The organism is Pelobium manganitolerans (assembly GCF_003609575.1).
GTDB lineage: Bacteria > Bacteroidota > Bacteroidia > Sphingobacteriales > Sphingobacteriaceae > Pseudopedobacter > Pseudopedobacter manganitolerans.
Genome location: NZ_MBTA01000025.1, coordinates 298,442 through 310,444, shown reverse-complemented (window position 1 = coordinate 310,444; position 12,003 = coordinate 298,442). Strand labels below are relative to the sequence as shown.

Genomic DNA, 12,003 nt, shown 5'->3' with positions numbered 1-12,003 from the left:
TTTCAGTAATTAAAATTAATCCCAAGCTCGAATATCGGTTTTTTTGTGGCGCTTTCAGCCGGAATGATAATTTTTCCGCCAAACTCGAAAATAGGAAGGTAATATCTCAATAAATTCATATCGGCACTTAAATCTAATCCGTAACCGCGTAAACCGTTGCCGGCATTGATGTTTTCAAAGTCACTAAAAACACCGCCTTTAATGCGCTTTACGTAGGCAATTGGGCCAAGTTCCCAGTCGGGATAAGCAACGGGAAAGCGATAGCTCAACAAAAGCGTGTTCTTCAATTTTAGGATGCCCGGCATGTTTGCCCATCCGTTTGCACGCGGAATATCCGCATGGTACAGGTACACGCCACTGTTAGTTTGGAAATTTAAACTGGCGCTAAAGCTATGGTTGGGCGCTAAACCCGGAAAATAAAAAGCAGATTTGACAAAAAAGTTGGATCCAACTAATTTTTTATCAAAAGGAGCGTGTTCATAGTTAAATTCCAAGTTTTGCCCCCAGCGAGGCGCTAAATCTCTGGCACTGCGCTGGCTGTTAATGCCAATTGCAAAACGGTACTTCAGCGGAAAAACATTTTGCAGTAGAAAGCCCGAAACCTGCATGTTTTGGTTGTAGCGCTGGGTATAGGAAGTGGATACGGTGAAGCTGCCATAAAGGCTTTTGTTAAGCCAATTTTTAGCGTAGGGGATGCTAACATCTAAGCTGCTGTAATGCTCGCGCCAGGTAAACGGCACAATAATGCTATCCGTTTGGTTTTTGATTTTAGTGTATGCCAGCCGTGGGCGGTTGCGGTAGCTAAGCGATAATTTTGGATAGTATTTTTGATAGCTGAAGTTGGCGCTATAGGAGCCGCTGTGCAGTGCGCTGTTGTATTGATAGCCTAAAGATGCGGCTGCAGTGTTGAGTTTGTTGTTGGAAATGAGGTCGAAACCTAAATTGTAATCGTTATTATATTGGTTTTCTGTAACAGACGGTCTTAGGCTGTGAAAGTAGAACACATGCGAGAAATCGGGATAGGGTTTTGAGGGGTATCGGACAGAATCCACACTTTCCAAAATATTTGACGCATTTTCCTGCGATATAAGCGATGAATAATATTCCACGAAGGTGTTTTCTTCGCGGGAAGCATGCGCGTCGTTGTGGCGTCTTAAATCAAGCGAGGCGATGTTGTAGCCATTTGCGGAATAATCGCTGAAGTATAATTGTCCGCGGTTTACATAAGGGTAGTTGGCTCCAAACCTGCTGTGACTAAGTTGGCGCATTTCTCCGCGTTCGGTCAACAGATAAATATTTTCGATACCGTTGTAATGCGCTTTAAAAATAATTTGCTTGTTCCAGAAAATCGGTCGGGCAATAAGCTGTGTTGTAAAAGGAAGCAATAGCCGAGCGTTATCTCCCTCATAAAGCAGCAAGCTTTTTCCCTTTTCACATACAGCGGTGACTATAATTTTTGTTGCGTCGTTATTGTAGGCAGGGGTTTGCAAAGTGTAGTTTTCTGGATTCGGAAATTCCTTTAGCAAGTTGCCACTTTCGGCATCTAACTCCACTAAATTGAAATGATTGGATTGGCTAACTTTTACAGCAATTATTTTTTTTCCGTCGGCAGAAAATGACGGGGAAAACAGCCGTGTTTTGTGCGTAAGCTGACGGTATTTTTTTGTTGTTAAATTGTAGGTGCATATTACACTAAATGTACGTTGCTGGTAGCGGCTGTCGATCCTGATTTCGTCCCAACAAATTAGGTCTTTGGCAAGGCTAAAATTGGCCTCTGTTTGCGGGCCAATTTTTACTAAAACTTCTTCCTTTTTTTGCGGGCCAATAGTGATGATTGACGGACTTGCCGTGAAAGAATTTTTTAGGCAAAGCAAACGTCCTTTTTCGTCAATTTGAGGAAGTAAATAATTACTCGGGTTTTTGATGTTGGTCGGATTTAATACCGGGTATTGTTCAAGTTTGATTTTTTCTTCTTGCGCGCTCCACAACTTCTCCATCTCGGCCATGGTTTGGAGGTAAAGTTGGCGGGTTCCAATTCCGGTGAATTTTTTAAGCGACGAACTAAAGTTGTAAGGACGAAAGGGTAGGTCTTTAATTCGAGTTAGGATATTGGATAAAATTTTTGGGCCATTATCTTTCCTGATTTTTGTAGTCATAAAATATCCCATAGGATAATACCCGGATACAAAATTTTTATAAGATCCAAAATAATTTTTAGAATAGCTAAACTTATTTTGTGAGAGTATATTTGTTCTTAAAGTTTGTTCAAATGCCGGTAATCTTCCTCTGCCCGCCTTACTTAATGCAGTTTCTATCCCTACCGCGTCACCTTCAAAAAACCAAGCTGGTAAGTTGATGCCGAACAGTGCCAGCTTCAATTCTTCAAAAAGTGGAGCTCCCAAGTTTGGAGCTAAATTGTCAAACTGAACCACATGCCTAAGTTCGTGTACAGCTAGTGAGTTGAGCCAATCTTGTGCGTCAAATTCTTGACCGGGCATAGTGTAAAATTCTGAATGTCGGGGAGCCATAGTTACGAAGCCGTTTGACTGCACACCTTGGTTCTGTAAAATGATGGAAATTGGTTTGGGTTGGCGCCCTAAGGTTTTGCTAACATCGGCCACCACTGCTTCGAGTGTATTTGCCACTTTTTGAGCATCAAACTCCAGTGGGGTAGGATAGATGATTTGGAAACGCTCCGTATTAATTTGCCTAAATTTTACACTAGGTGGGTTTTGTCCGCCATCAATAAGTTGCGAAAAACACCTTTGTGAACAAAAGCTTAAAATAATTATAGATATAATACTGAATATTATTGTTTTAATATTAATATATGGCATTTAATTAGTGATTTACTAAAATTATTAGTTTTCAATAGGTGATTTATTATATTATTATGTAAAGTTTTAATTTAAATTTTTTTATTTTAAGTTCTGATTTTCAGTTTAATAATAGTAAAAATTATATTAACCTTTTTTATTTATTAATGGTTGTTTAATCTGTAAATGGTGTTTTTAAGTCTGTGTTTTTTTATATATTTTCGCTGGTGAATGTAACTAAATTTTTTAAGAATTTTATACACGAAGCACTGCCATATTCCTCGCTAAATTTTCTTCTATATTGGAATTTTCTTTACAGAATTTTTTAAACGTTGCAAATTTAGATTAGTCGCCCGCCCGAAACTTTTGACTAAAATAAGTGGTTCTGCCAATGCATTTCTGCCTATTTTGGTGTTGCTTGTACCTTTCCATTTTACGTCGTTTGGCGGATCTACAGCTTCTTTTCTCAGTAAAAAATTAGAGGGCTAAGTGTATTATTCTGTTATTTATAAATTGGTTTTTTCTGCTTGATATTTTTTGTTGTTGCTCTTTTTTTAGACGAGAAATTTGGTAGAAATGCTGAGGTTTTTTCTTGTTTTTGAGGTGTAAATTCTAACCCTTCAAAGGCAAAAAAGTCTAAAAATGTTATCTTTTTTTTGTGGCAAATATTGGTAGAACCCACTGCTTTCTTACGGTTTCGGGCGGTAGTTTTTGTTGATTTTTGATAGCTGATTTGGAGGCATTACCAAGTTTTGGCGCCTATTTTTAAGAGGCATATTGTTTAGTTGATAGATTTTTAACGCGTTTTTGTTGGTGATAAATGCATGATTTTTTTGCATCACGGTCATGTTTTTTGCGGTTTGGATTTATTGTTTTCCTGCTTTTATGTGCTTTTGTAAGAGGTGTTTTACGATGGTTTTTGTTAACTATTAACGTAGTTCTGTGTTTTGAAGGCAAGGTCATGAAGTAGTTTGCACGGCAAAATCTTCAGTATTTTCCAGTTCTTGTGTGTAGCTAAACTTTGTATTTAAGACAAAAAGACGGTGAATTTCAGGTTCATTTATGGGCGATTCTGAAAGCTTTTTTATAGGTTTTGCCAGTGGGTTCTTTGCCGTTTTTGAGCCGTAAATCCGACTCCTTTTCTATGTCTTTTTTAGCTTAGTAAGCCATAAATCTTTATCCAGGTTTTTTAATGTAATAAGCGGTTTTTGAGGTTCAAAACGGGGCGTATTTCACACCCTGTTTTTGTCATTTCTGGTAGCAGATATCTAAGCCATTTACAGCTGTTTTTTGCAGACTTACCGCGCTTTTGTGTGTGTGTTTTTGCGCTGTTTTAACAGGAAATTCTGATGCGCATAACAGCCGTTTTTTTTAGACAAACAGTCAGTGGTTACCGCTGTATTATTGCTAAATAAAAGAAAATTTAGGTCAAGGAATTTAACAGGTTTTCCCTGCCTTTTTTTGCTGTTTTCCCTTCAGATAAAAGGTGTTCTTTTCTTCAGTTTTTTATGCTCAACCCGCGTCTTAACTACCGGGAAAAGAAAGATGGTAGATAAGATAATTGTGGCGCCGAGGTAAAAACCCGAGGTCATTTTTTCGTCTTTACCGAAGATGATCAGCGCTAAAATAATAGCATAAATGGGTTCCAGATTTGTAATTAAAGCAACTTTAAAAGCGCTCAATTCTTTCATCACGGATACGCCTGCAACGTATGCCACAGAGGTGCAAATGGTGCCTAAAATCAGGAGATAAATAATATCGGACATACCCAAAATCATACGCGCATCAAAACCTTTTGTAACCAACAAATATACGCTCACCCATACAAAAGCGCCTATCAATTCATAAAAACTGATGATGGTTGCCGAGCGATTTTTAGCTTGTTTACCATTTATAATAGAGAATAAGCTACCGCAAAGTGCGCTAGAAAGCCCCATAATGATACCTTTTGTGTAGCCGGTCTCAAACTTAAAAATCACATATATCCCAAAAATGATAAACAATCCGGCCACTAATTCCATCTTCGAAACGCGATTGCTGTTAAGTAAAGGCTCCAAAATGGCTGTAAACAAGGTAAGTGAGGATAAACATACCATGGCTACCGAAATGGTCGACGCTTTAATGGCGCCAAAAAACAAAATCCAGTGTAGGCCAACAATTGCTCCGGTGAAAAATAAGCGGTAAAAGGTTTGTTTGCTTACCCTGATAGATGTTTTTTTCCATCGAAAGTACAAATACAAAGAGAGTGCGGCAATTAACACCCGGTACCATACCAAGTGCGCCTCGCCCACGCTAATTAGCGCACCTAACACGCCGGTAAATCCCCAAACCAGCACCGTAAGATGCAATATAAACAGGTTGCTTTTCAGTTTGGATTTCATTGCTATTTTGGCGCTTTAATAGCCAGCACAACGCCTATCGTTCCGAAAATAAGATTAGGTATAATAACAGCAATTATAGGCGGCAAACCGCCTTTTAAAGCGAAAACGTTGGAAAACTGGATCAACAAAATATAAAGGAAACTCATGGCTATGCCTACACCTAAAGGCAAGCCCACGCCACCGCGCACTTTCCTGGACGACAAGGCTACGCCAATGAGCGTAAGCACATAGGTGGAAAAAGGATATACCCAGCGCTTGTATTTTTCCAGTTCCAGGTTCACCATAATTCCCGAACCGCGGATTTTTTCCTTTTCAATCTTCTCGTTCAGTTCTTTATAGTTCATTGCCGAGTAAATATTGTCACGGATATCAAAGTCCACAGGTTTCATATCCAATGTGGTGTCTTTTTCAATACCGGCTTCCATACGTTCTTTTAAACCGTTTACGTGGCGGATGGTAAAGTTGTAAATCTTCCATTTTCTGGCAACAGAGTCCCAAGCGATACGGTCTGCCATTAACTTGGATTCTAAAGTATCTTTATTAAATTTCTCGAGCGTAAAGCGATAACCATTGTTGGTGTTATTGTCAAAAGACTCCATAAAAACAAACGTGCCGTGGTCCAGTTGCAGGTGCACATTGCTCCGGCTGGTATTTTTGCTGTCCTTAAGGTAAGTATTCTCAAAGTTGGTCATTAAGCGGTTTGTTTCTGGGATAATGAGCTGATTAAAAATCATCGAAATAATAAAAATCAGCGTTGACGCGATAAAATACGGGCGCAGAAAACGGTTGAAACTCGCTTTTCCGCAAAGGATGGGGACAATTTCTGTTTGATCTGCCATTTTTGCGGTGAAAAAGATTACCGCGATAAAATTGATGAGCGGCGATAAAAAGTTGAGATAAAAAGGAATGAAACCGCCGTAATACTCTAGAATAATCTCTTTGGTAGTTGCGGTACTTTTTAAAAAATCATCAAGCTTTTCCGAAATGTCAAACACTACGGAAATCACCGTGAAAATTCCCAAAGTAAACACAAAAGTGCCTAGGTATTTCTTGATGATATACCAATCAATAATCTTGATGTAGCGGTTTAAAAAGTCCATTAAAGTTTTTGTCCTAAAACTTTCACCATTTGGTTCTTCCAGTCGTAAAAATCACCAGAAATTATTTTCTCACGCGCTTCTGCAACCAGCCAAAGATAAAAATGCAAGTTGTGCAAGGTAGCAATTTGGGCGCCTAATATTTCTTTGGAATGGATTAGATGGCGCAGATAAGCTTTAGAATAATTTAAATCATAAAACAGATCGCTGTCCGCATCAATAGGTGAAAAATCATTTTTCCATTTCTCGTTTTTAATGTTGATGATGCCTTTGCGCGTAAACAACATGCCGTTTCGGGCATTGCGCGTAGGCATTACACAATCAAACATATCTATACCTAAAGCAATGTTTTCCAAAATGTTAATCGGCGTGCCCACGCCCATCAAATAACGCGGTTTGTCTGTTGGCAATACGTTGCACACCACCTCTGTCATGGCGTACATTTCTTCTGCCGGTTCGCCTACAGAAAGTCCGCCAATGGCATTGCCTTCGCGGTTTTGCTCGGCAATAAACTCGGCCGATTTAATCCTCAAATCTTTATAAACAGAACCTTGCACAATAGGGAATAGGGTTTGCGAGTAGCCGTAAAGCGGAGCGGTGCTGTCAAAACGGTTAATGCAACGTTTTAGCCAACGATGCGTCATGTCTATTGAACGGCGCGCGTAATGGTAATTGCAAGGGTAGGGCGTGCATTCATCAAAAGCCATGATGATATCTGCACCGATAATTCTTTGCGTATCCATCACATTTTCTGGCGTAAACAAATGTTTAGAGCCATCAATATGCGAGCGGAAAGTAACACCTTCTTCTTTTATTTTACGTACTTCGGTAAGCGAATAAACCTGATAGCCACCGCTATCTGTTAAAATTGGCTTATCCCAGCCATTAAATTTGTGCAAGCCGCCAGCAAGTTTTAGGGTTTCTAAACCGGGGCGTAGGTATAAATGATAGGTGTTCCCTAAAATAATTTGTGCATTAATGTCTTCCGCAAGTTCGCGCTGATGAACCGCCTTCACGGTTCCGGCAGTTCCCACAGGCATAAAAATTGGCGTTTTTATAGTGCCGTGATCCGTGGTGATTTCGCCTGCGCGCGCTTTACAGTTTTTATCTTGAACCGCTAGTTTAAACTTCATGCTTCTTGCTTTCAGCGTGCAAAAATAGTAAAATTTGAGGCAATGGCTTTACGCGTTTTTATCGACGGCTTTTGCAAGGCGGGATTCTTCCTGTTTGGCCAAAATTGCGCCCTATATGCTGTACAGGCTAATCATCTCGTCGCTAATGGTGGCAGCTTTGCCGGTTTTTAAATCTATCATCACAAAATCAAACCAACCGATGGTACTTGTTTTTTTGTTTTTTAGGCGCGTAATCTCAAAACCTACCCGACAACTTTTTTTATCAACCTCAATAATTCGCGTTTCTACCGAAAAATAATCGCCCAGACCAAGGGGACGTTTATACTCGATATTTACGGCTTTTACTACCCAGCCGAAGCCCATTTCTAAAAATTTTTCCATAGACATGCCGTAGAATTTTTCCATCTGCTCATAACGGGCGGCCAGTACATAATCTAAATAAATGCTGTTATGTACGTGGTTAAACATGTCTATATCATCTGGCCGTACTTTGTGCGTGGTAGAAAAGGTGGTATAGTGTTTTTTTGTCATTTTTTTTGGAGGATGATGGTAATGCCGCTTCTCAAATTTGCGGGAATTAAGCTTTTAACGTTCCGATAAACTTTTGATTGCCATGAAGGATATTCAAAATATTCATCTAAAATCAGTTTTTGTATGCAGAAACCGTTCGCTCGTGCCAACTTGCGCAACTCATTCGGCGTATATTCTCTGTAATGGCCGGGGTTTTTTTGGTTCTCTCGGGGCATTTCAAAAGGATTTATACCGATAAGCAAACTGATGCGCTTACGTAAAGCTACCGCATTTGGCGTTTGTAAAATCAAAAAACCACCGGTATTTAAAGATTTGTACAGGTTCTGAAATAGCTTTTGGGGAGCACTGTAAAGGTGTTCCAGTATTTCTCCGCAAATGATTAAATCATACTTGGGAGATTGCGCATCAGTAGCCCAATCATTTAAATTTTGCTGTATAAAGTGGTTGTTTGATAAAATTTCTAAGCTGGGGAGGTGGCCGCCTACGCTCTCTTCTGCATCAAAACCCATTAACGTGATAGGCTTTTGAAGATGATTTTGAAGTAGCTCGCTCAAATAAGAAGGTCCAATATCCAATACGCGGTTAAAGTGTTTATCAGCGAGCCAACTTAGGACGGTCTGGTATCTTTTAGCATGGATTGCCAGGTAAAGCTGTTGTTCTTTGTTTAAAGTATAACGATTTGTGAAATAAGAAATAATTTGCTTTTTCTCCATCCAATCTCAGGAAATGCCTTTGCCTCGAAATTAGGAATAATTTTTAGATTGCTAAGTTAATGCTGCACCAGTAAACCGGCGGTTGTGCCAACTTTAAAATAAATGTTTGATGGTAAGCCAAATAAACTTACATTTGCAGCCTTATTAAATAGTTTTAATTGCTTTAATATTATTCAAGAATGTATTTGAGTTCAGAAAAGAAGAAAGAAATCTTCAAACAACACGGCGAAGTTGAAACCAACACTGGTTCTGCCGAAGGTCAGGTAGCGTTGTTCACTTACAGAATTGCGCATTTGACAGAGCACTTGAAAAAGAACAAAAAAGATTTTTCGACCCAATTAGCCCTTCAAAAACTAGTTGGTAAAAGAAGAGCTTTATTGGGTTACCTTTTCAAAAAAGATATTGAAAGATACCGTGCTATTATCAAAGCTTTGGGTTTAAGAGATATCATCAAATCTATCTAAGCATAGCTTTAAGATTAAAAAGCCACTTTCGGATTAGCGGAAGTGGCTTTTTTTATGATATTAAATTTCATCTATCAATAGGAGGGGCGTTTACATTTAGGTCTCGGTTTATCTGCGTAAGCTTAATGCGGAATTTGCCTTCCCTTATTTGCACACTGCTTAAACCATCTGCCGCGCGCGCGATACCCGAAAAAACACCTTCAAAATAGCCGTCTTTAAAGCCGTTAACTTGTAGTTGCATTTTATTTAGCGCAAACGGATTCGAGAAAGAAATTCCTCCGCCATTCAGCTGCAATTCGCCTATCTCACAAACTTCAGGGTTTTGCCGAGGAAGTTGGTAAGGGTAGGTTTTAGTTAAGGCATGGGTGTTTTCTAAGTAAAAAGCAATTTGCCACAGGCTATTTTTGGTATTTCTAATCAGATGGGTGTTGTCATAATAAACAGACTCGTTGTTTCTGATGATGTTTCCGTACAACAACATATTTCCAAAGTCGTTCTGGAAATTCGGAACCACGTCAAAGCACATCGGAACGCCGTCTATTTCTGCTTTTATGTATTCGCTTTGGGCGCTCAAGGTATCCACATCGCATTCGCAGGCCGGAAAAATGCTTTCTAATGGGCAAACAACCATTTCTGGCTCAACGCTTTCTTCTTTACACGAGACCAAAAGCGCGCAAATTGCGATTGTTACAAAGTAGATTTTTTTCATAAGCTCTTTAGGTTTTTACGTCCATACCCAAAAGGCTGTAATTATGATACAAAAAAACCGGGCATTTTCCCGGTTTTTATATAATTAAAGCTCTTTCCTTAACCGGGCCACGGGTATGCCTAGCTGTTCACGGTATTTTGCCACGGTACGCCTTGCTATATTATACCCTTTCTCGCGCAAAATTTCGGTTAGCTTTTCATCTGCCAAAGGTTTGTGTTTATCTTCCTTGCCAATGCACTCTTCTAAAATCATTTTCACTTCTTTGTTAGAAACTTCCTCGCCGCTGTCTGTTTGGATAGCTTCGGAGAAAAAAGATTTAAGCAAGAAAGTACCAAACTCGGTTTGCACGTATTTGGAGTTTGCCACCCTAGAAACTGTCGAAATATCCATCCCAATCCGATCTGCAATATCTTTTAAAATCATCGGTTTTAGGTTGCGCTCGTCACCATCAGACAAAAAGAAATCGTACTGATAGTTCATAATAGCGTTCATGGTTTTCAATAGCGTTTGCTGGCGCTGTTTAATGGCATCTATAAACCACTTTGCCGAGTCGAGTTTCTGTTTTACAAATTGCACTGCTTCTTTTAGCTTTTTGTCTTTATCGGCAGTTTTTTCGTAATGCTGAAACATTTCTTGGTAAGATTTACTTACCCTTAATTCGGGCGCATTTTTAGAGTTAAGCGTTAAAACCAGCGTTCCGTCATTTTTAGCAATGTGGAAATCCGGGATCACCTGCATTTGCTTAATGTTTGCGCTACTGCCAGAATCGCCCGGTTTTGGGTTCAGTTTTAAAATTTCACCAACTACTTCCTTTAATTCATCAGCGCTGATGTTTAAAGAGCGTTCCAGCTTATCGTAATGCTTTTTAGTAAATTCGTCTAAATGGTTTTCTACCGCAGCAATTGCTTTTTGTATAATAGGGTTGCTGCCGTCCTTTTTCTTTAGCTGGATTAAAAGACATTCTTGCAGGTCTCTGGCGCCAATGCCGGCGGGGTCAAAAGTTTGGATCACCTTCAGCATTTCCTCTACTTCGTTTTCCTCGGCAAAAATGTTTTGCGAAAAAGCCAGGTCATCTATTAAAGACGGTATCGCCCGGCGTAAATAGCCGTCGTCATCTAGGCTTCCTATAATTTGTTGGGCAATCATATATTCTTTATCGCCCAAATCAACCAGGTCCAACTGCGCCTGTAAGTTTTCAAAAAAAGTATTGGTTACAGCATAAGGCAATTCTTTTTTGTCATCATCGTCATCGTTATTATCGTAACGGCTTCCGTAATCGTTAATGTCGTCGTCTTGCAAATAATCGTCAACATTAAATTCATCGCTCATCTCATCTTGCGCATCAGCTTTAAAGTCGTCATCCGGGTCTTTATCCGGGTATTCTTCCACCGGCTCATTCATGTCTGCCAGGCTCAAATCTTCTAGCGCGGGGTTTTCCTCCAGTTCTTCTTTAATTCTAGTATCCAGGGCAACTGTGGGCACCTGCAACAATTTGATAAACTGAATTTGTTGCGGCGATAATTTTTGAAGAAGTTTTTGTTGGAGGTTTTGTTTTAGCATATATATAGTAAGTGTTAGATAATCAAAGTTAAAAAAAGCTAGGTAAATCCTGCTTAACAATTTTCAATCCAAAACTTGACGTAAATTAATTTTATGCACATTTAAGTGTTTTTGCTGATAATTGTTAATTTCGGATTTGTAACAAAAATTAATTTTATGGGATTTGTAAAAGAGTTTAAAGAATTTGCCGTTAAAGGCAACGTGGTTGATTTGGCGGTTGCCGTTGTTATCGGTGCTGCGTTTAGTAAAATCATCAACTCGTTTATTGAGGATATTATTACTCCGCTATTGCTGAAACCAGCTTTAGATGCCGCTAATTTATCCGACATTGAGAAACTGACAGCGTTTGGAACGGTAAAGTACGGGCTGTTTTTATCTGCCGTGATTAGTTTCATTATTGTTGCTATTGTACTTTTCTTAGTGATTAAAGGTTTAAATTCATTCAAGAAGAAAGAAGAAGCCAAACCTGCTGCGCCACCTGCACCTAGCAAAGAAGAGGTTTTATTAACCGAAATACGCGATATTTTGAAAAACAAATAAGCTTGGCGCTATGTGTTTTAGGTACAGATTTATTTTTTAATCGGGATTGTTTTTATAAA

At 39.2% G+C, this 12,003-nt stretch carries 11 protein-coding genes; 2 read left to right on the top strand and 9 right to left on the bottom strand.

The genetic code is table 11. The features are described 5' to 3' along the window. Positions 1–2 precede the first annotated feature (2 nt). The 7 genes from BCY91_RS11710 to BCY91_RS11680 form a co-directional block, all read right to left on the bottom strand. On the bottom strand, positions 3–2,837 hold the full coding sequence (locus BCY91_RS11710) for a hypothetical protein (protein WP_120182227.1): 2,835 nt from the start codon (positions 2,835–2,837) through the stop codon (positions 3–5). A gap of 668 nt (positions 2,838–3,505) precedes the next feature. After that, positions 3,506–3,655, bottom strand: a complete 150-nt coding sequence (locus BCY91_RS17635) for a hypothetical protein (RefSeq protein WP_182995366.1) — start codon at positions 3,653–3,655, stop codon at positions 3,506–3,508. A 636-nt stretch (positions 3,656–4,291) separates the two neighbouring features. After that, positions 4,292–5,197: a DMT family transporter gene (locus tag BCY91_RS11700; protein WP_120182225.1), complete on the bottom strand. Its 906-nt coding sequence runs from the start codon at positions 5,195–5,197 to the stop codon at positions 4,292–4,294. Between the two features lie 2 nt (positions 5,198–5,199). Further along, positions 5,200–6,297: an LptF/LptG family permease gene (locus tag BCY91_RS11695; protein ID WP_182995365.1), complete on the bottom strand. Its 1,098-nt coding sequence runs from the start codon at positions 6,295–6,297 to the stop codon at positions 5,200–5,202. Then, positions 6,297–7,427, bottom strand: a complete 1,131-nt coding sequence (tgt, locus tag BCY91_RS11690; protein WP_120182224.1) for a tRNA guanosine(34) transglycosylase Tgt — start codon at positions 7,425–7,427, stop codon at positions 6,297–6,299. Before tgt ends, BCY91_RS11695 begins: the two co-directional genes overlap by 1 nt. A gap of 111 nt (positions 7,428–7,538) precedes the next feature. Next, positions 7,539–7,958, bottom strand: a complete 420-nt coding sequence (locus tag BCY91_RS11685; RefSeq protein WP_120182223.1) for an acyl-CoA thioesterase — start codon at positions 7,956–7,958, stop codon at positions 7,539–7,541. Then, positions 7,955–8,671, bottom strand: coding sequence for a class I SAM-dependent methyltransferase (locus tag BCY91_RS11680; RefSeq protein ID WP_120182222.1), 717 nt, complete (start codon positions 8,669–8,671; stop codon positions 7,955–7,957). Before BCY91_RS11680 ends, BCY91_RS11685 begins: the two co-directional genes overlap by 4 nt. Before the next feature lie 179 nt (positions 8,672–8,850). Here BCY91_RS11680 and rpsO point away from each other — a divergent pair, with 179 nt between their 5' ends. Beyond that, a complete protein-coding gene (rpsO, locus tag BCY91_RS11675) occupies positions 8,851–9,135 on the top strand; it encodes a 30S ribosomal protein S15 (protein ID WP_120182221.1) in 285 nt (94 codons plus the stop codon). Between the two features lie 67 nt (positions 9,136–9,202). On the opposite strand, the gene BCY91_RS11670 is transcribed toward rpsO, so the two are convergent. Both BCY91_RS11670 and rpoN read right to left on the bottom strand, forming a co-directional pair. Continuing rightward, the gene (locus tag BCY91_RS11670; protein WP_120182220.1) at positions 9,203–9,844 is read right to left on the bottom strand and encodes a hypothetical protein; all 642 of its coding nucleotides are present in this window, start codon (positions 9,842–9,844) and stop codon (positions 9,203–9,205) included. A gap of 84 nt (positions 9,845–9,928) precedes the next feature. Further along, complete coding sequence (gene rpoN / locus BCY91_RS11665; protein ID WP_120182219.1) at positions 9,929–11,404, bottom strand: RNA polymerase factor sigma-54; 1,476 nt, start codon at positions 11,402–11,404, stop codon at positions 9,929–9,931. A 156-nt stretch (positions 11,405–11,560) separates the two neighbouring features. Between rpoN and mscL the strand changes: the two genes are divergently transcribed. Then, on the top strand, positions 11,561–11,944 hold the full coding sequence (gene mscL / locus BCY91_RS11660) for a large conductance mechanosensitive channel protein MscL (protein ID WP_120182268.1): 384 nt from the start codon (positions 11,561–11,563) through the stop codon (positions 11,942–11,944). Positions 11,945–12,003 lie beyond the last annotated feature (59 nt).

Coding starts and splice junctions, on each gene's coding strand:
- BCY91_RS11710 (WP_120182227.1), bottom strand. CDS start 2,837: ATGCCATATATTAATATTAAAACAATAATATTCAGTATTATATCTATA.
- BCY91_RS17635 (WP_182995366.1), bottom strand. CDS start 3,655: ATGCAAAAAAATCATGCATTTATCACCAACAAAAACGCGTTAAAAATC.
- BCY91_RS11700 (WP_120182225.1), bottom strand. CDS start 5,197: ATGAAATCCAAACTGAAAAGCAACCTGTTTATATTGCATCTTACGGTG.
- BCY91_RS11695 (WP_182995365.1), bottom strand. CDS start 6,297: ATGGACTTTTTAAACCGCTACATCAAGATTATTGATTGGTATATCATC.
- tgt (WP_120182224.1), bottom strand. CDS start 7,427: ATGAAGTTTAAACTAGCGGTTCAAGATAAAAACTGTAAAGCGCGCGCA.
- BCY91_RS11685 (WP_120182223.1), bottom strand. CDS start 7,958: ATGACAAAAAAACACTATACCACCTTTTCTACCACGCACAAAGTACGG.
- BCY91_RS11680 (WP_120182222.1), bottom strand. CDS start 8,671: ATGGAGAAAAAGCAAATTATTTCTTATTTCACAAATCGTTATACTTTA.
- rpsO (WP_120182221.1), top strand. CDS start 8,851: ATGTATTTGAGTTCAGAAAAGAAGAAAGAAATCTTCAAACAACACGGC.
- BCY91_RS11670 (WP_120182220.1), bottom strand. CDS start 9,844: ATGAAAAAAATCTACTTTGTAACAATCGCAATTTGCGCGCTTTTGGTC.
- rpoN (WP_120182219.1), bottom strand. CDS start 11,404: ATGCTAAAACAAAACCTCCAACAAAAACTTCTTCAAAAATTATCGCCG.
- mscL (WP_120182268.1), top strand. CDS start 11,561: ATGGGATTTGTAAAAGAGTTTAAAGAATTTGCCGTTAAAGGCAACGTG.